We start from the raw sequence: 20350 nt of genomic DNA, 5'->3' as shown, positions 1-20350 counted from the left end.
GCCGCGCGGCTTAGAGGCGATGGGCTGCGCGGTCAATCCTCAACCGGCCCCGTCCATCGCATCCAGGACATGCAGGGAATAGGTAAAGGCCGCGCCGGCGTTCAGCGCCACGGCCACGCCCAGCGTTTCCGCCACCTCCTCCTTCGTCGCCCCGGCCGCCTTCGCGCGGCGGACATGCGAATCGATGCACCCCTCGCAGCGCGTGGTCACGGCCACCGCGATGGCAATCAGCTCCCGCGTCTTGGCGTCCAGGTGCTTGGTGACGGCGGCGCCCCGGTTGAGCGCGGAGAAGCCCTTCACCGCCTCCGGGTGCAGGGCGGCGAACTCCTTGCCGCGGTCGCGCAGGGCGGCATTGTAGCCGTCCCAGTCCTCGATGCGCGTGTCGGTGGTCATGGCTTTCTCCCGGACATGAAAAGGGCCCCGATGGTTTCCCACCGGAGCCCGATCCACAAGCGGGGAGAGGGCGCCTATTCGGTCGCCGCCTCGTTGTTCTCCTTCTCCGGCTCGCCGTCGCCTTCCGGCTTCGGCAGCGCCGCGACCGGGGCTTCGGCGATGTCGAAGGTGAGCGCGCCGTCGGTCAGGTTCACCTTCACCGAGCCGCCCTTGGCCAGGCGCCCGAAGAGCAGCTCCTCGGCCAGCGGCTTCTTGATGTGCTCCTGGATCACGCGGGCCAGGGGGCGGGCGCCGTAGAGCGGGTCGTAGCCGCGCTCGGCCAGCCACTCCTTGGCGCCGCTCGAGAGCTCGATCGTGACGTTGCGGTCGGCCAGCTGGGCCTCGAGCTGCATCACGAACTTCTCGACCACCTGGGCCACGATCTCCGCCGAGAGGCCCGCGAAGGGGATCACGGCGTCGAGGCGGTTGCGGAACTCCGGCGTGAACATCCGCTTCACGGCGTCCTCGTCCTCGCCCGTGCGGACGGGGCTGCCGAAGCCGATGGCGGACTTCTGCATGTCGGCCGCGCCCGCATTGGTGGTCATGATCAGGATCACGTTGCGGAAATCGACCGTCTTGCCGTTGTGGTCGGTCAGCTTCCCGTGGTCCATCACCTGCAGCAGGATGGCGTAGAGATCCGGGTGCGCCTTCTCGATCTCGTCCAGCAGCAGCACGCAATGCGGATGCTGGTCGATGCCGTCGGTCAGCAGGCCGCCCTGGTCGAACCCGACATAGCCCGGCGGCGCGCCGATCAGGCGGCTGACGCTGTGGCGCTCCATGTACTCGGACATGTCGAAGCGGATCAGCTCGATGCCGAGCGTCTTGCTGAGCTGCTTCGCCACCTCGGTCTTGCCGACGCCGGTCGGGCCCGAGAACAGGTAGTTGCCGATCGGCTTCTCCGGATCGCGGAGCCCCGCGCGGGAGAGCTTGATCGCCGAGGACAGCGCCTCGATCGCCTTGTCCTGCCCGAAGACCATCGCCTTGAGGTCGCGCTCCAGCGTACGGAGCGTCTCCTTGTCGTCGGCCGAGACGGATTTGGGTGGGATGCGGGCGATCTTGGCGACCACCTCCTCCACATCCTTCAGCGTCACGGTCTTCTTGCGCTTGTTCTCGGGCACCAGCATGCGCGAGGCGCCGACCTCGTCGATCACGTCGATCGCCTTGTCCGGCAGCTTGCGGTCATGGATGTACTTGGCCGAGAGCTCCACCGCGCCGCGGATCGCGTCGGGCAGGTACTTCACCTTGTGGTGCTTCTCGTAGTTGGCCTTGAGGCCGGTGAGGATCTTCACCGTGTCCTCGACCGAAGGCTCGTTCACGTCGATCTTCTGGAAGCGCCGGACGAGGGCGCGGTCCTTCTCGAAGTGGTTGCGATATTCCTTGTAGGTCGTCGAGCCGATGCAGCGCAGCGTGCCCTGGGCCAGCGCGGGCTTGAGCAGGTTGGATGCATCCATCGCGCCGCCGGACGTCGCGCCGGCGCCGATCACGGTGTGGATCTCGTCGATGAAGAGGATGGCGCCGGGCTGGGCTTCCAGCTCGTTCACCACGGCCTTCAGCCGCTCCTCGAAATCGCCGCGATAGCGCGTGCCGGCGAGCAGGCTGCCCATGTCGAGCGAGTAGATGGTGCTCTTGGCAAGCACCTCCGGCACGTCGTTCTCGACGATGCGCTTGGCCAGGCCCTCCGCGATGGCGGTCTTGCCCACGCCCGGATCACCCACGTAGAGCGGGTTGTTCTTGGTGCGGCGGCACAGGATCTGGATGGTGCGCTCGATCTCCTGGTCGCGGCCGATCAGCGGATCGATCTTGCCGGCCAGCGCCCGCTTGTTGAGGTTGACGCAATAGGTGCTGAGCGCGTCCTGGTTGCGGTTGCCGCCGCGCGGCTTCTCCTCGCGCTCGCCATTGCCGCCGCCTTCCTCGGGCGTCGGCGCCTGGCCCTGGATGGGGCGCGGCTGCGAGCGGCCGGGGGCCTTGGCGATGCCGTGGCTGATGAAGTTCACGGCGTCGAGGCGCGTCATGTCCTGCAGCTGCAGGAAATAGACGGCATGCGATTCGCGTTCGGAGAAGAGGGCGACGAGGACATTCGCGCCCGTCACCTCGTCCCGGCCGCTGCTCTGCACGTGGATCGCGGCGCGCTGCACTACGCGCTGGAAGCCGGCGGTGGGCTTGGGATCGCCGCTGCGGTCGCTGACGAGGCCGGCGAGATCCTTGTCCAGGAACTCGGTCAGCTCGCGCTTCAGCTTCTCGACGTCCACGCCGCAGGCGCGGAGCACGGTGGTCGCATCGGAGTCATCGCCGAGTGCGAGGAGGAGATGTTCGAGGGTGGCATATTCGTGGCGGCGGTCGTTGGCGAGGCCAAGCGCACGATGGAGCGTCTGCTCAAGATTGCGGGACAGCATGGTTCAACGCTCCCCTAGCGGTTGCCGCTGCCGGAACTGGCAGGCGGCGGGTTGGTATCGATGTGGTGGCTCTCCCCCTGCCTACACATCAGCTTGCAACGCATAAGACAGTTGCGTGGCGCGATTCCGCACCAGAAATTTTGTATCACTCTTTTTCGATGGTGCACTGGAGCGGGTGCTGGTTCTGGCGGGCCAGGTCCATCACCTGCGTGACCTTCGTCTCGGCGACCTCATAGGTATAGACGCCGCAGACGCCCACGCCGCGGCGGTGGACGTGCATCATGATGCGCGTGGCCTCGTCGCGGTTCTTCTGGAAGAAGCGCTCTAGCACGTGCACCACGAATTCCATGGGGGTGTAGTCGTCGTTCAGCATCAGCACGCGGTACATGGCCGGCTTCTTGGTCTTGGGCCGCGGCTTGACGACGACGCCCGTGGCGGGGCCGCCGTCGCCCTCACGCTTGTCCTGGTCGGACATGGTGATCGTGATCATCTTGGTCTTCCGGTGCATCTTTGCTCTTGAGTCATCCGGCAGGATATCGGTTGCCGCGTGCCCGGGGGAAGGGGTCGCCGGGTATCGCAGGCGGAATGAACAAAAGGAAAGGGCTCCTTCCCGCCCTGGCGGACGGTAAGGAGCCCTCGAAAATCCTCCGGCAGGGCCGGGGGCATGATCAGGCCGCGAGGGGCTTGGTCATCTTCTCGACGATGATGTTCATGCGCGAGGAGATCGGCTCGAAGGCCGTCTCGGCGAGCTTGATGGTCGCCTCCTGGATCTTGGAGGCGTCGGCCATGGCGCGCTCGAAGGAGCTGCGGCTGTAGGTGGCCTGGAAATCCGTGGCCTCCTTCAGGCTCTTCATCGAGGACATGGTCTTCACCGCCTCGATCGCCTGGTCCGAATAGGCCTGGAACATCGCCGCCGTCTGGCGGGTCAGGTCCTGCACGCCGGTCACGTACAGCTGCGAAGCCTTGGAAACGGCCTCGAAATTGCCGCGGCCGAGCTCGACGGCCTCCTCGGTCGCCTTGATCAGGTCGGTGGCGGCCTTGTTCGCCGTCTCCATCGTCTTCTCGACGGCGGCACGGGCCTGCGCCACGCCGTCCTCGGCGATCTGCTTGGCCTGGGCGGCGCCGTTCTGGGCGGCCGCGGCCATGGTCTTCTTCACGTCAGCCGGGGTGGCCATGTCTGTGTCTTCCTTCACGGTTGCCGACCCGTGAGGGTGGCATCTGGTTTTTGCTGCGATGCAGCATGCCCTATCTATGGGTTGGTCCGGTCCAATGCAAGCGATTTTTGTGCGCTGCACAAAATCTCATGAAATCTAAGACTAACAGGGCCTTGAGCGCTGTTTTCGACATGCGATGGTACGAAACGGATGGACAAACGACGCCATCGCTGTTTCTTTGCGGGCGGCGCGGCAGAAGCCTTGGGGGAGGCGGATCCGGGCCGCTTTGGGGAATCCGATGGCTGTTTCAGCGATGCTCCGCGCCGTTCTCGGCGCGACCTTGGCCTTGGGCCTGCTCTCGGTCCGCGCCGAGGCGCAGATTACGCAGAGTCTCCGCTACTCCGGCATCGTCGTCGACATGAGGACCGGCAATACCCTGATCGCCGAGGCCGCGGACGAGCCGCGCCACCCCGCCTCGCTGACAAAGATGATGACCCTTTATCTGCTGTTCGAGGCGCTCCGGGACGGGCGGGTCAGCCTGTCGTCTCCCGTGGTCGTGAGCGCGGAGGCCGCTTCGCGCCCGCCGTCCAAGCTCGGCGTGCCGGCGGGCGGCAGCATTTCGGTCGAGAGCGCGATCCTGGCCCTCGTCACCCGCTCGGCCAACGACATCGCGACCGCGGTGGGGGAGATGCTGGCCAATGGCGACGAGGACAGCTTCGCGCGGATGATGACCCAGCGCGCCCGCTCCCTCGGCATGTCGCGGACCACCTTCCGCAACGCCTCCGGCCTGCCCGACCCGGACCAGATCACCACGGCGCGGGACATGACGCAGCTCGGCCGCCGCCTGATCCAGGATTTCCCGGATCGCTACCACTATTTCGGCCTGACGCATTTTGCCCATGGCAACCGCATGATCCGCAATCACAACGGCATGCTGCGGGACTATCCGGGCGCCGACGGCATCAAGACGGGCTATATCAACGCCTCCGGTTTCAACATCGTGACCTCGGCCCAGCGCGACGGCGTGCGGCTGGTGGGCGCGGTCTTCGGCGGCAATTCCTGGGCCCAGCGCAACAACCGCATGGCCGAGCTGCTGGATGATGGCTTCGCCCGCCTGGGTGTGCGCTCCGTCCCGGCCGTGGCCACGCCGCGCGTGATGGCCGGCCGCGACGCCACCATCGGGCCGGGCCCGCGCGCCGCCATCCGCCAGGTCTCGCTGCGGGAGGCGCCGGCCCGGGCCGGACGCGCCGTGGCCACGACCACCGCCACGACCCGGACGACCCGCGCGACCCGTTCCGCCCGGGCCGCCACCACGACGCAGGCCACCCGCACCACCACGCGGACCCGCGCCACGGCCGCGGCAACCGCCCCCGCCGCGCCCCGCGCCGCCCGGACGACCACGACCCGCACGCGCCAGACGCGAAGCGCCGGCACCACCACGCAGACCCGTAGCGCCACGACGACCCAGGCGCGCGGGACCGCCCCGGCCACGCGCAATGCCGCGGCGGCCCCGGCGCCGGCCACCCCGCCTCGCCAACAATTCGCCCGAAACCCCGGCTAGGCACGGGGGGCCGGCAACCGGTTGCCGGGATCGCGGCGTTGCTATGAAATCCGCCGCCTGGCCGCTTGATCGGCTTGCCGCGCCCGGGACGGGCGTGGCAACAGGCCCATTCTTGAGGGGAATCCATCTGTGCTGAAGCCGCTGAAGAAGGCCGTCATGCCCGTCGCGGGCCTGGGCACCCGTTTCCTTCCCGCCACCAAGGCGCTGGCGAAGGAGATGCTGCCCGTGGTGGACCGGCCCCTGATCCAATACGCCGTCGACGAGGCCCGCGCCGCCGGCATCGAGCAGTTCTGCTTCGTGACCGGCCGCGGCAAGACCGCGATCGTCGAGCATTTCGACGTGGCCTACGAGCTGGAGCGCACCCTCGAGGAGCGCGGCAAGACCAAGGAGCTCAAGGAGCTCCGCGACCAGGCGCTGGTTCCGGGCGCGCTGACCACGACGCGGCAGCAGGTGCCCATGGGCCTCGGCCACGCCATCTGGTGCGCCCGGAGCTTCATCGGCGACGATCCCTTCGCGATCCTGCTGCCGGACGACCTGATGCAGTGCGATGTCTCCTGCACCAAGCAGCTGGCCGACGCCTACAACGAGACCGGCGGCAACGTGGTGGCCATCGAGGAAGTCCCGATGGAGCGCGTGAACAAGTACGGCGTGCTCGATGTCGAGAAGGACATGGGCAAGCTGGTCTCGGTGAAGGGCCTCGTGGAGAAGCCGCCCATCGACCAGGCGCCCTCCAACCTGACCATCATCGGGCGCTATGTGCTGATGCCCGAGGTGATCGGCCATCTGGCGAAGATGGAGAAGGGCGCGGGCGGTGAGGTCCAGCTCACGGACGGCATGGCCAAGCTCATCGGCAAGCAGCCCTTCCACGGCGTTCGCTACGAGGGCCGCCGCTTCGATTGCGGCGACAAGGTCGGCTTCCTGGAGGCGCAGATCGCCTTCGCGATGAAGCGCCCCGAGCTCGCCGAGCAGGTGAAGGGCTTCCTGGGCAAGTATGTCTGAGCCCCTACGGCGCGTGACGGACCAGGAAGTCCTGCCATGAAGATCGCCATGATCGGCGCGGGCTATGTCGGCCTCGTCTCCGGCGCCTGCTTCGCCGAGTTCGGCGTGGACGTGGCGCTGGTGGACATGGACGCGTCGAAGATCGAGGCCCTGAAGGCCGGGCGCATCCCGATCTACGAGCCGGGCCTCGACACGCTGGTGGCCGACAATGCCCGCGAGGGCCGGCTCACCTTCACGACCGAGCTCGAAGCCGCGATGGACGGGGTGGAGGCGGTGTTCCTCGCCGTCGGCACGCCGACCCGCCGCGGCGATGGCCATGCGGACCTCACCTATGTCTTCGCGGCCGCCGAGCAGGTGGCGAAGGCGGCCAAGGGGCCGCTGGTGCTGGTGACCAAGTCCACCGTCCCGGTGGGCACGGGGCGCGAGGTGAAGCGCCGCGTGCAAGCCGTGCGGCCCGACCTCGACATCGCCGTGGCCTCCAACCCCGAATTCCTGCGCGAGGGCGCGGCCATCGGCGATTTCATGCGCCCGGACCGCATCGTCCTGGGCGTGGAGGAGGGGCCATCGGGCCAGCGGGCCGAGGCCGTGCTGCGCCGGCTCTACCGCCCGCTCTACCTGATCGAGACGCCCATCGTCTCCACGGGGCTCGAGACGGCCGAGATCATCAAGTACGCGGCCAATGCCTTCCTCGCGATGAAGATCAGCTTCATCAACGAGGTCGCGGATCTCTGCGAGAAGGCCGGCGCGGACGTGCACCAGGTCTCGCGCGGCATCGGCCTCGACGGGCGCATCGGGCGGAAGTTCCTGCATGCGGGCGCCGGCTATGGCGGCTCCTGCTTCCCCAAGGACACGCTGGCCTTCGCGCGGACGGGCCAGGCGCTCGGCGCGCCGCTGCGGCTGGTCGAGACCACCATCGCGGTCAATGACGACCGCAAGATCGCCATGGCGGACCGCGTGATCGCGGCCTGCGGCGGTTCCGTCGAGGGCAAGACCATCGCCATCCTGGGCCTGGCCTTCAAGCCCGAGACGGACGACATGCGCGACGCGCCCTCGCTCGAGATCGTGCCGCGCCTCGTGGCCGCCGGCGCCCGGATCCGCGCCTTCGATCCGGAGGCGATGGCGGTGGCGAAGCCCCTTCTGCCCGCCGCCGTGCACTATGCCGAGAACGCGACCGATGCCGCGACCGGCGCCGATGCGCTGGTGCTCATCACGGAGTGGAACGAGTTCCGGAACATCGCCCCGCACAAGCTTGCGACGGCCATGAAGGGGCGCATCCTTCTCGACCTTCGCAACGTTTACGATCCCGCCGCCATGCGTGAGGCCGGCTTCACCTATCATTCGATCGGACGACCCTGATGGCAGCCTTCTCCCACAGCTTCGACAAGACCTCGCTGCGCGAGTACGACATCCGCGGCATCGTCGGTAAGACGCTGCATCCCGCCGATGCCTTCGCGATCGGCCGCGTCTTCGGCACGATCATCTCCCGCGCCGGCGGCAGCCGCGTCGCGGTCGGGCGCGACGGCCGCCTCTCCTCGCCGGAGCTCGAGAAGTCGCTGGTGGAGGGGCTGGTCGCCTCGGGCATGGAGGTCGTGCGCGTGGGCTGCGGCCCGACGCCGATGCTCTACTTCGCCAGCTACGACCAGAAGGCCGATGGCGCCGTGATGCTGACCGGCAGCCACAACCCGCCGGACTACAACGGCTTCAAGATGATGATCGGCAAGAAGCCGTTCTTCGGGAAGGACATCCAGCAGCTCGGCGCCATGGCGGCGGCCGGCGACGTGGTGGCCGAGGCGAAGGGCTCCTCGCGCGAGGTCGATGTCAGCGAGGCCTATCTCGCCCGCATGCTGCAGGATTACGGCGGCGGGGCGAAGAAGCTGACGGTGGTCTGGGATCCGGGCAACGGCTCGGGCGGCGAGATCACGGCACGGCTGGCCGCGAAGCTGCCGGGCAAGCACATCGTCATCAACGAGAAGATCGACGGCACCTTCCCGAACCACCATCCCGACCCGACGGTGCTCAAGAACCTCGAGCAGATCATCGCCAAGGTGCTGGAGACGAAGGCCGACCTCGGCATCGCCTTCGACGGCGACGCGGACCGCATCGGCGTGGTGGACGGCAACGGCCACATGCTCTTCGGCGACCAGCTGCTGGTCGTGCTGGCGCGCGACGTGCTGAAGAACCACCCCGGCGGCACCATCATCGCCGACGTGAAGGCGAGCCAGGTGCTCTTCGACGAGGTGAAGAAGGCCGGCGGCACGCCGCTCATGTGGAAGACGGGCCACAGCCTCATCAAGCAGAAGATGGCCGAGACCGGCAGCCCGCTCGCGGGCGAGATGTCGGGCCACACCTTCTTCGCCGACAAGTGGTACGGCTTCGACGACGCGCCCTATACCGCCGTCCGCCTGCTCGACATCCTCGCCCGCAGCGAGGAGAGCCTGGCCGAGATGCACGACGCGCTGCCCAAGGTGCTGAACACGCCCGAGCTGCGCTTCGACTGCGAGGAAGCCCGCAAGTTCGTCGTCATCGAGGAGGTGAAGGCCCGCCTCGCCGCCGAGGGCGCGCAGGTGCAGGCCGTGGACGGCGTGCGCGTGCTGAGCGACGACGGCTGGTGGCTGCTGCGCGCCTCCAACACCCAGGCGGTGCTGGTCGCCCGTGCCGAGGCGAAGACCGAGGCAGGGCTGGAGCGGTTGAAGGCGCAGCTGGTGACGCAGCTGGAGGCCTCGGGCCTCGCGGCGCCGGACTTCTCGGGCCAGAACGCGGGCCACTGAACCCCGGCTCAACTCCGGATTGACGGGAGTTCATCTGCCCGGTCAACTTTCCTGAACGAGGGCCGCCAGAAGGCGGTCCCGACAGGAGGTTGTCCGATATGATCGCCCGCCGTTCGCTCGCCGTCGCAGGTTTCGGCCTCGGCTTGGCTCCCGCCATCCTCCGTGCCCAGAACTGGACGCCGAACGGGCCGATCCGCGTGATCGTGCCCTTCCCGGCGGGCGGTACCACCGATGTGCTGGCGCGCCTCTACGCCCAGCGCCTGACCGAGACGCTGGGGAACTCCGTCGTGGTGGAGAACCGCGGCGGCGCAGGCGGCTCCATCGGCGCGGACGTGGTGGCCAAGGCGGCGCCGGACGGGCAGACGCTGCTCTTCCACAACCTCACCTTCAGCACGACGACCGCGGCGCTGGAGCATGCGAACCGCGCGCCGCATTCCATCGAGCGCGACTTCGCGCCCATCACGCTGGGCGCCAACGTGCCCATGATGCTGCTGGTGCATAAGGACGTGCCGGTCTCCAACCTCACCGAGCTCGCGGCCTGGGCGCGGGCGCAGCCGACGCCGCCCTTCTACGGCTCCACGGGGCCGGGCAGCACGGTGAACCTCATCGCCGAGGTGTTGAAGCGCGACGCCAACTTCAACATGGAGCACGTGCCCTTCCGCGGTGCGGCGCCGCTGGTGCAGGACATGCTGGCGGGGCGGATCCAGTTCGGCGGGGATCAGCTCTCCTCCTCGCTGCAGCATATGCGCAGCGGCGCGCTGAAGCCGGTGGCGACGCTGGCCAGCACGCGGGCCACCGCCATGCCCAACGTGGCGACGGTGCGCGAGCAGGGCTTCCCCAATGCCGAGATGCTGGGCTGGAACGGCTTCTTCGCGCCCGCCCGCACGCCCGAGGCGGTCCTGGTGAAGCTCCAGGCGGAGATCGCCGCGGCCTCCCGTCATCCGACCGTGGCGAGCCGCATCCAGGAACTCGGCGCCGAGCCGGGCGGCAACAGCAGCGCCGAGTTCACGCAGCAGGTGCACAGCCAGATCGCCGCCGTGCGCCCGCTGGTGCAGGCGCTGAACATGCGGGTGGAGTGATGCTTCGCGTCCGGCTGCTGGCCTCGCCTGGGTCGAGGATGGAGCGGCAGCCGATCCCGGCCTAGGCTCATCCCCGAAACAAAGGGAGCAACGCCTATGCCCAGCTTCGAGGTTGACGGTTACCCCATCTCCTATGCCGAGGCCGGCATCGGCGAGCCGCTGGTCATGATCCACGGCACGCTCGGCGACCAGCGCAGCTTCGCCCCGCAGATGGAGGCCTTCGCCGCGAAGTACCGCGTGCTGTCGCTCAGCATGCGCCACACCTGGCCGGGCAACTGGCAGGAGGGCGGGAACTTCACCATCGCCCGCCATGTCGAGGATGTGGCCGGCTTCATCCGGGGGATGGGGCTCGGAAAGGTGCGGCTGCTCGGCCATTCGCGGGGCGGCCACATCTCCTTCCGCATCGGCGAGAAGTATCCCGAGCTTGTCCGCGCGCTGGTGCTGGCGGAGCCGGGCGGCGAGTTGGACGAGACGCTGGGCGGCGTGCCCGCCAGCGGCCAGCAGGCGGCCAACTTCGCCACGGCGGCGCAGAAGATCGCAGCCGGCGACATCGAGGGCGGGCTGAGCGAGGTCGCGGAGCGCACCGGGGGCCCCGGCGCCTGGGGGCGCCGCGCCGAGCACCGCAAGGCCATCAACCGCGACAACGCACGCACGCTGCTCGGCCAGATGCACGAGGACCGGAAGCCCTATACGCGCGCGGCGGCGGAGGCGGTGGACATCCCGACGCTGCTCATCGGCGGCGAGAAGAGCCAGCCGAGCTTCGGCAAGATCATGGACGCGCTGGAACGCACCATGCCGCGCACCGAGCGCGTCACGGTACCCAACGGGACGCACGGCCTGAACCACGACAATCCGGAGTTCTTCAACAAGGCCGTGCTGGACTTCCTGGCGCGCCACTGATGGCCCGGAGCGGCAGGAACCTGGGGTTCCTGCCGGGGGCGATCGTGGCGCCGCCTGCGCGCTCGCGGCACGAGGTGTTTCCGGTTCCGCGCGTCTATTGACGGGCTGATTATTTAAATGATTATAAAGAGTTGTGCCGGTAAACGCCCAGGTCAGATTCTGAATTCGCCGCGCCAGACGCCATGCTCTTCGCCAAGGGAAGTCAGATGGACTTGAATCCGGCGGATCAGGATTCGAGCGAGTTGCTGCTTGAAAGTGATCTGAAACCTTCGCGGCCGCCTTTTCAGGCCCCTTTTCATGCCAGGGACTTGAGCGCCCTCGGCGCCGGCGCCATCGAACCGCCCGCAGGAGCGTCCCAGGCAGGCGGTTCGCCGCCCGAGAGCCCCGCCATGGCCGGGCCGCCTGTGCCCAGCTGGGCTACGCCCCCGGCCGAGGCCCCTCTTTCCCTGCGGTTCCTGGCGGCGCAGGCCCGCGCCGTCGCGGTGCAGGAAATCGCCACTTTCGCCCCCCCGTCCACTGGCTTCACCGAGCCGGTGTTGGTGCGGATGGCCGACGCGCCCGGCGCGTCCGCGCTGGAACCGCTTCTGGCCATCGAGGGCGATCTGCGCCTGGCTTTCGCCTTCGACCCGGCCGACCCTCGTCACGCCGAGCTGCCGCCTTGGCTCGCCAGGCACGGCTTCGCGCTGTTCCACATCGACGATCGCACCGAAACTTTCCGCCGGTTGCGTGGACCGGCCGAGATCCCGCCCGGCTGGCTCTACGCCACCCGCATGGCCCGCGCCGTGAGCGGCCTGTTCTTCGTGCACAGCAGCGAGATCGGCGGTGCCGAGCGCAGCCTGCTGGAATTGCTGGAGGAGCTGGCGGGCGACCATGGCGTGCCCTGCACGCTCGTCGTGCCCGGCGAGGGCCCGCTTGTGGCCGCCGCGCGGCGGACCGGCGCGGCGATCCTGACCGATCGGCGGCTCGGCCAGTGGTGCCAGAGCACCCCGCCGGAACCGGCGGAGATGGCGAGACGGATGGCCGAGGGCACCTCGGCGCTCCTTGCGCTGCTGCCCGCCCTGCGCGGGATCGACCCCGACCTCGTCTATACGCAGACGATGACCCTGCCCTGGGGCGCCACGGCCGCGGCCTGGCTCGGCAGGCCGCATCTATGGTCGGTTTGCGAATACGGCCAGCGCGATCACGATCTGCACTTTGCCCGCCCCTTCGACCAGGTTCTGGCCGACATCGCCGCCGGTGGCCGCATCCTGGTGCCCACAGCCCGGCTCGGCCGGGCGCTTTTCCCCAATGTGCCGACCGTGGCAATTGCCCGCCACATACGGCTCGACCCGGCAACCGTCGTCGAAGACCGGAGCCATTTCCAAAGGCCCGGAGCACGGCGGATCGGGCTCTTTGGCACCATGCATGAAGGCAAGGGCCAGTTCGACGCCATCCTGGCCCTGGCCGAGCTCGTGCGGCGCGGCTACGACGCCGAATTGCTTCTCGCCGGCCGGCATGAGCCGGTCTACGTGCGGGCGCTGCAGCTTTTGGCGCGCCAGTTCCATGTCGCGGACCGCGTCGTGCTGCGGGATCACCTGCACGACCCCTATGGCGCCATGCGCGGCTGCGAGGTCCTGGTCGTCTGCTCGCGCGCCGAGGCCTTCGGCCGTGTGGTGGCCGAAGGCATGCTGCTCGGCCGGCCGGTGATCTATCCCAGCGGCAGCGGCATGGCTGAGTTCATGACCGATGGCGTGACCGGCCTGGCCTATGAGCCCGGAGATGCCATGGCGCTGGCAGGGCGCGTCGCGGCCCTGCTGGATGATTCAGCCGCATCGGCAGCCATGGGTCAGGCCGCACGTGCTCAGGCGCTGGCGAGGCTGACGCGCGATGCCTATGGCGGCGCCGTGTTTCGCCTCATGCTCAAGCTGCGCGACGAGGCCGATCCGGCACCAAGCCTGCCGCGGCCCATCCAGGCAGCCCTCCTGGACCTCGCGGAGGGTCGGCAGGACGCGCTGGAGCTGGCGTCCGGCCTGCGTGCCGAAACCGCGCGGCTGACCGCTCGTCTGGCCGCGGTGGAAGCGGAGGCCGAAACCAACCTGCTGACGGCGGCGGCGGCCATGGAGGAGGCGGAGACCGAAACCGACCGACTGGCCTCACGCCTGACCGAGGTGGAAGAGGCGAGGGCCGCTCTGCTGGCCTCCGCCAGTTGGCGGGTCATGGCGCCGCTGCGCATGATCGGCGCGCGAATGCCGCTGCTGGGCCGGACGGCCCGCCGCTTCGCTCGCCGGCTGCGGGCTTGGGGCGCGGCGGCCCGGCCCCCTTCGGACAAGTCCACCTCCGCCCCGCCCGCGCCGGCCTCGCATGAGTGCGCGACGGTTGCTTTCCCAGCCGGGCGTCTGGCGCAGTGGCTTTGGGCGGTGCGCCGTGTCCGCTTCATGTACTACATGGCCAACGGCCGTTTTCCGGCGCTTTTCCGCCCCCGGCGCTTCACCGAGAAGATCCAGTGGCGAAAGCTGTTCGGGCTGGACCCCGCCTTCGCCAGCCTGTCCGACAAGCTGGCGTCACGCGACTGGGTTTCGGCCCGGCTGGGACAGGGCAAGCAAGCGCGGCTGCTCTGGGTCGGCACGGATGCCGCGCATATTCCGTTCGATGCGCTGCCCATGCCCTGCGTGCTGAAGAGCACCCATGCGTCCGGCCATGTCATCATGCTGACAGCGGAGAGCGATCGCGACGAGGTGCGGGCGAGGGCGACCGCCTGGCTGGAGGATCGCTTTGGCCTGAACATGGTCGAGCCGGGCTACGTTCCCGTGCCCCCCAGGCTGATCGTGGAAGAGCGGCTGGTCGCGCCCGATGGCGGCCGGCCGACGGAATATCGCGTCATGGTTTTCAACGGCACGGCGCGAGTGGTCCATGTGACCGACATCGACCCGAATGGCCGCTCGCGCACCCTGGGCTTCTTCGATCGCGCATGGGAGGCCCTGCCGATCTTCCTGTTCAGCACGTTCCGGCCCCCGGAGGTCGAGCGGCCCGCGCGCCTGGAGGAGCTGCTGGGTTGGGCGGAGAGGGTTGCCGCGGGTCTCGATTTCGCGCGGGTGGATGTCTTCGACTGCGGCGACCGCCTGATGGTGGGCGAGATTACGCTCTACCCCTGGTCGGGGCTCCTTCCCTTCAAGGATCCGGCGCAGGACCTGGCGCTCGGTGCGATGTGGCGCTTGCGCTGGCCGTTGTTCCGGGCGGTGTGGGCGCTGGCCTTCCGCCGCTGGGCGATCAAGCCCTAGAGCATGCTGCGTTCGAATGCGTTCACGCAGCATGCTCTGGCCAATTGCTTTTCGGGCATCTTCACGCGCCCGGGTGATTCCGGCTGAACGCGACCTGCCCCGGCGGGCGCCCGGCGAATTTGACCCGGCGGATCAGGCGGTCTTCGCGATGTTCCAGTAAACCGGAATGGCCGCCTCCAGGATCCCCGAGATCCGCGTCGTGTGCCCCCGCACGAGGCTCATCATGCCGATCGGCATGTAGGGCACCACCTCCAGCGCGCGCGCCTGCGTGGCTGCGGCGATGCGGCGGCGTTCCTCGACCGTCGGCGCGAAGGCGAAGGCGTCGCGCAGGCGCTCCATCTCCGCATCATCGGGCCAGCCTGGCAGCGCGGTGCGCGCGCCGGCCGAGCGCAGGGCGATGTGGCTCACCGGGTCCATCAGGTCCACCGCCGCGGGCGCCGAGCAGAAGAGGCTCCAGCCGCCCTGGTTCACCGGGTTCTTGGAGAGGCGGCGCGTCACCAGCGTCGCCCAGTCCATGGCCTGGAGGTCCACGTTCAGCCCCGCGCGCCGCATCCGGTCGGCGGAGACGCGGGCGAAGGTGCTGCTGATGGTGCTGTCCTGCGCGTCCAGCACCACGACCGGCGTGCCATCATAGCCCGACTGCTGCACGGCCGTGCGCGCGAGGTCCGGATTGGGGGCGATCCAGCCCTCGCTGGTGTGGAAGGGCGACGCGGCGGGGAAGAAGCTCTTCGCGTCCTGCCAGCGCGCCGGGTCCGTCATGTAGGCCGGCATCATCTCCGACGGGTCGACCAGAAGGCGCATCGCCTGGCGCAGCTTCGGATTGTCGAAGGGCGCGGCGGCGTGGTTCATGCGGAAGATGGGCTGCACGCCCGCGCTGTCCTGCGCGGCGAGGCGCAGGTTGCGGTTGCGCTGGACCACGGGGAAGAGGTCGGGCGGCAGCTCCTCGAAGATGTCGATCTCCCCGGTCTGCAGCGCGTTCAGCGCCGTCGCCGCATCGGGCAGCATCACCCATTCGACGGTCTCGACGCGCGCATGCTTGCCGCCCGCCAGCCCGTCCGGCGCCTCGGCGCGCGGGCGGTAGTCGGGATTGCGGCGGTAGGTGGTGCGGTCGCCCAGGCGCCAGTCCTCGCGACGGAGCATGTAGGGGCCGGACCCGGTGGGGTCCGTGATGGGCGTGGTGATCGGCGTCGCCGCCACGCGCGCGGGCATGATGAAGGCAGGCAGGCCGGAGGGCTTGGCCAGCGCGTCCAGCACCAGCGCCCAGGGGCGCTGCAGCGTGAGGCGGAAGCGCCGCGCATCCACGGGGTCGAGCCTGTTGCCCTCGGCCAGCATCTGCGCGCCGTGCCCGTCGCGGATGGCCCAGCGGCGCAGCGAGGCGATCACGTCCTCGCTGGTGACGGGCGCGCCATCGTGGAAGCGCAGGCCCTCGCGCAGCGTGAAGTCCCAGGTGAGGCCGTCGCTCGAGACCGTGTGGCTTTCGACCATCTGCGGCTGCGGCCGCATCTTCGAGTCCAGCGCGAAGAGCGTGTCGTAGACCATGTAGCCATGGTTGCGTGCCATGTACTCGGGGCTGATGAAGGGATCGAGGGCGCGCAGGTCGCCGAAGAGCTTCACGCGCAGCACGCGCGGATCGCCGCGGCCCTGAGCGAAGGCGGGAGCAGCAAGCGGAATGGCGGCAAGGGCCGCGAGACCGCGGCGGCTGATGGACATCGATATCTCTCCCAGACCGGCGTTCTGGCGCCGTTGTCAGGAAGGGTCCGCTACCGCCGCGGTCTTGTCCAGCAGATCGCGCGCGGCGGCCTCGCCGGAAAGCCAGGCGCCGGCGACCGTGCCCGCGAAGCGCGAATGGCAGGCTTCGCCCGCGAAGCGCAGCCGCCCCCCGCCGAGCGGGCGCGACAGTACCGCTCGGGATTCGTGGTGCCCCGGCCGCGCATGCGTGTAGCTGCCGCGGAAGAGCGGGTTCGTGCCCCAGTCGGTGATGACGGCCTCGCCCAGCAGCGCCGCGCCCTGCGCGCCGAACATCGCGGTGAAATCGGCGCGCGCGGCCTCCTCGGTCGCGGCCGGGCCCTGGCGCGAAAGCTCCCAGGCGCGGGCGCCGCCGACGAAGCCGAAGACGTGGTCGCGCTCGAAGGGCCAGAAGATCCAGCTCATGCCGCCCGCTCCCTCCCGCCGCGCGGAATGGAAGGGGGGCATGCCCAGCCGCCGATGGCCGGTGGCGCGGAAGCCGTATTTGGTGAGGAGGCCGAGGGGCAGGCCGTGGATCGCCTCCATGACCCCTGGCGGCAGATCGGGCGCGAAGCGCAGCCCGCCCGAGGCGAGCACGCCGGTCGAGACGGTGACGATGGCCGCCCCCGCGCGCAGGCTGCCCCAGGCGCCTTCCGCCACCACGCCCGGCCCGTCCCAGCGCAGGCGCGTCACGGCGTGGTTCAGCCGGATCGGCAGGCCCTCCGCGAGCCGCGCGACCAGCGTGCCCAGCCCCTCGCGCGGCAGCAGGTTGGGGCCTTCCAGGTCGACCGCCACATAGTCCCGCAGCGAGATGAGCGAGAGCTCGGCCGCGTTGATCTGCGCGCCCAGCCAGTGCCCGATGGTCGCGTCCCAGCGCCCATCCTTCGGCACGACCTCCGACACCGCGCGGTCGGGCTCCTGCGGGGCGTTCGCGATCGCCTCCTCGAAGACGTCGCAGGCGCGCAGGTAGTCCGCCATCTCCACGCGCGTCGCGAAGCGATCGCCCAGATGCAGGTGCCGGCCACGCACCGTGTCATGGTCGATATGCGCGCCGACGAAGGGCGTCAGCGGGTTCTCGTTCGCCTGGTGCAGCCAGGTGGCGCCGTGGTCGAAGGGCGCGCCGCCCAGCGTCGCGGTATAGGCGCGGCCGCCCACGCGCGGGCCGCCTTCCAGCACCACGCAGCTCTTCCCGGCCGCGGCCAGGGCGCGCGCGGCGGCGATTCCCGCGCAACCCGCGCCGACGACCACCACCTCGGGCGCCACGTCTGGATCATTTTGCCGCATCACCGCATCCTGCACCCACTCTTCGAAGCCAGATCGCAAGGAAGCCCGATGCTGCAACCCCCTCCCGCCGAGCCCGGCATGCGCGAGGACGAGGTCGATACCCCCGCGCTGATCCTCGATCTCGATGCCTTCGAGCATAATCTCGACACCATGGCGGGCTTCCTCGCGGGCACGAACGTCAAGCTGCGCGCCCATGCGAAGACCCACAAGTCGCCGGTCATCGCCAAGCTGCAGATGGCGCGCGGCGCCATCGGCCAGTGCTGCCAGAAGGTGGGCGAGGCGGAAGTCCTCGCCTGGGGCGGCATCCCGGACGTGATGGTGACCAACCAAGTGGTGGGCGCGCGCAAGCTGGCGCGGCTCGCGGCGCTGGCGCGGATCACCAACATCTCCGTCTGCGTGGACGATCCGCTGCAGATCGCGGCCATCGAGCAGGCGGCCGAGGATGCGGGCGTGCGCATCCCGGTGATGGTGGAGATCGACGTGGGCGGCAAGCGCTGCGGCGTGGAAGCGGGCCCGCCGGCCGTCGCGCTGGCGGAGATCATCGCGGCCTCGAAGCATCTCAGCTTCCTCGGCATCCAGGCCTATCACGGCAGTGCCCAGCACATCCGCGACCCCGAGCAGCGCGCGAACGCCATCGGCGGCGCCATCGACGCCTCGCGCCGCACGGTGGAGCAGCTGCGCCAGCGCGGGCTCGATTGCCCGGTGGTGGGCGGCGCGGGTTCCGGCAGCTTCCGGCACGAGCTGGCGAGCGGCATCTATACCGAGCTCCAGGCCGGCTCCTACGCGTTCATGGATGCCGACTACGCCCGCAACAGCGAACCGCCACCGTTCCGCCACGCGCTCTTCGTGCTGGCGACGGTGATGAGCGCCTCCTCGCCGCATGTCTCGGTGGTGGATGCGGGTCACAAGGCGATGCCGACGGATAGCGGCTATCCGCTGATCGAGGGGCGGCCCTACGTCTCCTACGTCGGCGCCTCGGACGAGCACGGCAAGCTGACGGTGGAGGACCCGGCTCTGCGCCCGCGCCTCGGCGAGAAGCTGCGCCTCATCCCCGGCCATTGCGACCCGACGGTGGACCGCTACGACTGGTATGTGGGCGTGCGAAAGGGCCGGGTGGAATGCCTGTGGCCCGTCGCGGCGCGCGGGGCGATGGCCTGAGCGTCAGGCGCCCGGCGCGGCGATCCCGAAGAGGCGCGGATCCCACTCGACCGGCACGGGCGCGCCGACCGCGATCCGTGCTGCGTCCGGGTGCGCGGGGTTCACGAGATAGTTCGATTCCTCCGGCACGATGACCGACGGCACGCGCAGCACCGCGCCGCGCCCGGACAGCAGCCATTCCATCCCGGCCGCGCGCGCGGTGGGGCTGTCCACCTCGCGCCAGCCGGCGGGAAGCGGGTCCAGCGTCTCGACGTGCAGATCGTCGGGGAGAAGGGCGGCGACGGCGGCGCGGGGCAGGGAGAAGTCGCCGCCCTGCACCAGCACCTCCAGCATGGAGAGGGCCTGGCTGCTGGCGGCATAGATCACCGGCACGCCCACCGCGTTCCACCGGCCGCCCCCCAGCGCCGCGCCCATCCCGGACCACACCGGATGCGCGGCCCGGCCGATGCGCACGATGCGGAGCGACACTAGGCGGGAAGGTCGTAGAGCAGGTTGGTCAGCAGCCGTTCCGCCTGGCGGGCGCCCAGCTCGGTCCTGGCGAGTTCCAGCGGCGTCGTCTGGCCCAGCATGGGATGCGAGGTCGTCAGCCAGGCCGTGCCCTTCTCCCGGCTGCCGAGGGCCTGTTCGGCCAGGGCGCTGAGCCGCGCCACGCGCTCTACCCGCTCGCCGGCCGGAACGGAAAGGGCGCCGCGCCGCTTCATCGTGGCGGGCGAGGCGAAGATCGAGATGAAGTCGCGCTGAGGTATCCGCTCCTGGAAACCGGATTTCCAGAGATGCGTGACGGCGCCCTTCGGCACGCCGTCCAGGATCACGCGATGCAGGTCGAGCAGCGAGTGCACCTGCTTCTTGAGCACGCGCTCGCCGCCCATCGCATCGGCGATGGCTTCCAGCAGGACCGGCTCGGCAAGGCGCAGGGCTTGGCTCATGTGATCCAATATATGGGCTCACATGAGCCCGTTCAACCGGTCAGCACGTCCCGCGCCGCGTTGATCCGGGCGGCGAGCCATTCGCTGCCGCCCCGGTCGGGGTGGGCCGCCTGCATCAGCCGGCGGTGCGCGGCGCGGATATCCGCTTCCGTCGCGCCTTCGTGCAGGCCAAGAACCTCCAGCGCCTCGGCGCGGGTCATCGGGCCGCCGGGAGAGGCTGGCGGGGGAGGGGCTTCCTCGCGCCATTCGGGTTGCGCGCGGTCCAGCCAGGCTTCCAGCAGGGGCACGCTATCGGGGTCGGCCTGGCGGCAATCCTCCAGCAACTCCAGCAGCTCCGGCAGGTGAAGCGTGGCGAGCTCGCGGCCCGCGAAACGGCCGCGCGTCACGGTGCCGGACATGATGCCGGTCTCGTGGTCCAGCCGCATGGCGAGCGTCGCCGTCTCTACGTCGCTGGTGCCGGCGGGGCGGCTGAAGCTGCGCCGCGTGCGCCAGCTTCGCCACGCCTGGAGCGCGGCGGGGCCGAACATCACCAGCGCCAGATAGGCGCTCGCGCCGCGCCCGGTCAGCAGCAGCGCCGCCATCAGCGCCACGCCGAGCGTGCCGAGGCCCCAGGCCAGCGAGGTCTTGACCGCCGCCGGCCGCGCATTCGCGAAAAGGTGCAAGAGGCCGAGCAGGCCCAGCAGGAGCGCCCCGCCCACGGCCAGCGCGAGCATG

Annotated in this window: 17 protein-coding genes; 8 read left to right on the top strand and 9 right to left on the bottom strand. The window is 69.6% G+C overall.

All coding sequences use genetic code 11. The features are described 5' to 3' along the window. Positions 1 to 39: 39 nt before the first annotated feature. The 4 genes from WJM96_RS18890 to WJM96_RS18875 form a co-directional block, all read right to left on the bottom strand. Positions 40 to 375, bottom strand: a complete 336-nt coding sequence (locus tag WJM96_RS18890; RefSeq protein ID WP_424814318.1) for a carboxymuconolactone decarboxylase family protein — start codon at positions 373 to 375, stop codon at positions 40 to 42. Positions 376 to 467: 92 nt separating this feature from the next. Beyond that, positions 468 to 2825 (bottom strand): ATP-dependent Clp protease ATP-binding subunit ClpA, encoded by a 2358-nt coding sequence (gene clpA, locus WJM96_RS18885; protein WP_424814096.1) that lies wholly within the window; start codon positions 2823 to 2825, stop codon positions 468 to 470. 145 nt (positions 2826 to 2970) lie between these two features. Further along, on the bottom strand, positions 2971 to 3315 hold the full coding sequence (gene clpS, locus WJM96_RS18880) for an ATP-dependent Clp protease adapter ClpS (RefSeq protein ID WP_424814095.1): 345 nt from the start codon (positions 3313 to 3315) through the stop codon (positions 2971 to 2973). 178 nt (positions 3316 to 3493) lie between these two features. Beyond that, positions 3494 to 4000 carry a phasin family protein gene (locus WJM96_RS18875; protein WP_424814094.1) on the bottom strand — a complete coding sequence of 169 codons (507 nt, stop codon included), beginning with the start codon at positions 3998 to 4000 and terminating at the stop codon, positions 3494 to 3496. A 277-nt stretch (positions 4001 to 4277) separates the two neighbouring features. Between WJM96_RS18875 and WJM96_RS18870 the strand changes: the two genes are divergently transcribed. The 7 genes from WJM96_RS18870 to WJM96_RS18840 all read left to right on the top strand — a co-directional run bounded on the left by WJM96_RS18870 (position 4278) and on the right by WJM96_RS18840 (position 14543). Further along, positions 4278 to 5540 carry a D-alanyl-D-alanine carboxypeptidase family protein gene (locus WJM96_RS18870; RefSeq protein WP_424814093.1) on the top strand — a complete coding sequence of 421 codons (1263 nt, stop codon included), beginning with the start codon at positions 4278 to 4280 and terminating at the stop codon, positions 5538 to 5540. Positions 5541 to 5669: 129 nt separating this feature from the next. Further along, positions 5670 to 6539 carry a UTP--glucose-1-phosphate uridylyltransferase GalU gene (galU, locus tag WJM96_RS18865; protein WP_424814092.1) on the top strand — a complete coding sequence of 290 codons (870 nt, stop codon included), beginning with the start codon at positions 5670 to 5672 and terminating at the stop codon, positions 6537 to 6539. 36 nt (positions 6540 to 6575) lie between these two features. After that, on the top strand, positions 6576 to 7895 hold the full coding sequence (locus WJM96_RS18860) for a UDP-glucose dehydrogenase family protein (protein WP_424814091.1): 1320 nt from the start codon (positions 6576 to 6578) through the stop codon (positions 7893 to 7895). Next, positions 7895 to 9307 carry a phosphoglucomutase/phosphomannomutase PgmG gene (gene pgmG / locus WJM96_RS18855; protein ID WP_424814090.1) on the top strand — a complete coding sequence of 471 codons (1413 nt, stop codon included), beginning with the start codon at positions 7895 to 7897 and terminating at the stop codon, positions 9305 to 9307. Before WJM96_RS18860 ends, pgmG begins: the two co-directional genes overlap by 1 nt. 98 nt (positions 9308 to 9405) lie before the next feature. Continuing rightward, positions 9406 to 10386, top strand: a complete 981-nt coding sequence (locus WJM96_RS18850; protein WP_424814089.1) for a Bug family tripartite tricarboxylate transporter substrate binding protein — start codon at positions 9406 to 9408, stop codon at positions 10384 to 10386. A gap of 96 nt (positions 10387 to 10482) precedes the next feature. After that, on the top strand, positions 10483 to 11286 hold the full coding sequence (locus WJM96_RS18845; protein ID WP_424814088.1) for an alpha/beta fold hydrolase: 804 nt from the start codon (positions 10483 to 10485) through the stop codon (positions 11284 to 11286). A 389-nt stretch (positions 11287 to 11675) separates the two neighbouring features. After that, the gene (locus WJM96_RS18840; protein ID WP_424814087.1) at positions 11676 to 14543 is read left to right on the top strand and encodes a glycosyltransferase; all 2868 of its coding nucleotides are present in this window, start codon (positions 11676 to 11678) and stop codon (positions 14541 to 14543) included. Between the two features lie 132 nt (positions 14544 to 14675). Here the strand turns inward: WJM96_RS18840 and WJM96_RS18835 are convergent, their stop codons facing one another. Further along, positions 14676 to 16253 carry an ABC transporter substrate-binding protein gene (locus WJM96_RS18835; RefSeq protein WP_424814086.1) on the bottom strand — a complete coding sequence of 526 codons (1578 nt, stop codon included), beginning with the start codon at positions 16251 to 16253 and terminating at the stop codon, positions 14676 to 14678. 36 nt (positions 16254 to 16289) lie between these two features. Continuing rightward, positions 16290 to 17552, bottom strand: a complete 1263-nt coding sequence (locus tag WJM96_RS18830) for a flavin monoamine oxidase family protein (RefSeq protein WP_424814085.1) — start codon at positions 17550 to 17552, stop codon at positions 16290 to 16292. A gap of 48 nt (positions 17553 to 17600) precedes the next feature. Here WJM96_RS18830 and WJM96_RS18825 point away from each other — a divergent pair, with 48 nt between their 5' ends. Further along, the gene (locus WJM96_RS18825) at positions 17601 to 18710 is read left to right on the top strand and encodes a DSD1 family PLP-dependent enzyme (RefSeq protein ID WP_424814084.1); all 1110 of its coding nucleotides are present in this window, start codon (positions 17601 to 17603) and stop codon (positions 18708 to 18710) included. A gap of 3 nt (positions 18711 to 18713) precedes the next feature. Here the strand turns inward: WJM96_RS18825 and WJM96_RS18820 are convergent, their stop codons facing one another. Genes WJM96_RS18820 through WJM96_RS18810 form a run of 3 tightly spaced genes read right to left on the bottom strand, consistent with a single transcriptional unit; the run spans position 18714 to position 20349 of the window. Next, entirely contained in the window at positions 18714 to 19178 is a 465-nt protein-coding gene (locus WJM96_RS18820; protein WP_424814083.1) for an RES family NAD+ phosphorylase, read from the bottom strand. After that, on the bottom strand, positions 19178 to 19636 hold the full coding sequence (locus WJM96_RS18815) for an antitoxin Xre/MbcA/ParS toxin-binding domain-containing protein (RefSeq protein ID WP_424814082.1): 459 nt from the start codon (positions 19634 to 19636) through the stop codon (positions 19178 to 19180). Before WJM96_RS18815 ends, WJM96_RS18820 begins: the two co-directional genes overlap by 1 nt. Before the next feature lie 32 nt (positions 19637 to 19668). Continuing rightward, positions 19669 to 20349: a hypothetical protein gene (locus tag WJM96_RS18810; protein ID WP_424814081.1), complete on the bottom strand. Its 681-nt coding sequence runs from the start codon at positions 20347 to 20349 to the stop codon at positions 19669 to 19671. Position 20350 lies beyond the last annotated feature (1 nt).

This window comes from Roseococcus sp. YIM B11640 (genome assembly GCF_049727625.1).
Classification (GTDB): Bacteria; Pseudomonadota; Alphaproteobacteria; order Acetobacterales; family Acetobacteraceae; genus Roseococcus.
This window is presented reverse-complemented; position numbering and strand designations above follow the sequence as displayed.

Excerpts from the sequence above, each read along its gene's own strand:
- clpA (WP_424814096.1), bottom strand. The coding sequence starts at position 2,825 with ATGCTGTCCCGCAATCTTGAGCAGACGCTCCATCGTGCGCTTGGCCTC.
- clpS (WP_424814095.1), bottom strand. The coding sequence starts at position 3,315 with ATGATCACGATCACCATGTCCGACCAGGACAAGCGTGAGGGCGACGGC.
- WJM96_RS18875 (WP_424814094.1), bottom strand. The coding sequence starts at position 4,000 with ATGGCCACCCCGGCTGACGTGAAGAAGACCATGGCCGCGGCCGCCCAG.
- WJM96_RS18870 (WP_424814093.1), top strand. The coding sequence starts at position 4,278 with ATGGCTGTTTCAGCGATGCTCCGCGCCGTTCTCGGCGCGACCTTGGCC.
- WJM96_RS18860 (WP_424814091.1), top strand. The coding sequence starts at position 6,576 with ATGAAGATCGCCATGATCGGCGCGGGCTATGTCGGCCTCGTCTCCGGC.
- pgmG (WP_424814090.1), top strand. The coding sequence starts at position 7,895 with ATGGCAGCCTTCTCCCACAGCTTCGACAAGACCTCGCTGCGCGAGTAC.
- WJM96_RS18850 (WP_424814089.1), top strand. The coding sequence starts at position 9,406 with ATGATCGCCCGCCGTTCGCTCGCCGTCGCAGGTTTCGGCCTCGGCTTG.
- WJM96_RS18845 (WP_424814088.1), top strand. The coding sequence starts at position 10,483 with ATGCCCAGCTTCGAGGTTGACGGTTACCCCATCTCCTATGCCGAGGCC.
- WJM96_RS18840 (WP_424814087.1), top strand. The coding sequence starts at position 11,676 with ATGGCCGGGCCGCCTGTGCCCAGCTGGGCTACGCCCCCGGCCGAGGCC.
- WJM96_RS18835 (WP_424814086.1), bottom strand. The coding sequence starts at position 16,253 with ATGTCCATCAGCCGCCGCGGTCTCGCGGCCCTTGCCGCCATTCCGCTT.
- WJM96_RS18830 (WP_424814085.1), bottom strand. The coding sequence starts at position 17,552 with ATGCGGCAAAATGATCCAGACGTGGCGCCCGAGGTGGTGGTCGTCGGC.
- WJM96_RS18825 (WP_424814084.1), top strand. The coding sequence starts at position 17,601 with ATGCTGCAACCCCCTCCCGCCGAGCCCGGCATGCGCGAGGACGAGGTC.
- WJM96_RS18815 (WP_424814082.1), bottom strand. The coding sequence starts at position 19,636 with ATGAGCCAAGCCCTGCGCCTTGCCGAGCCGGTCCTGCTGGAAGCCATC.
- WJM96_RS18810 (WP_424814081.1), bottom strand. The coding sequence starts at position 20,349 with ATGCTCGCGCTGGCCGTGGGCGGGGCGCTCCTGCTGGGCCTGCTCGGC.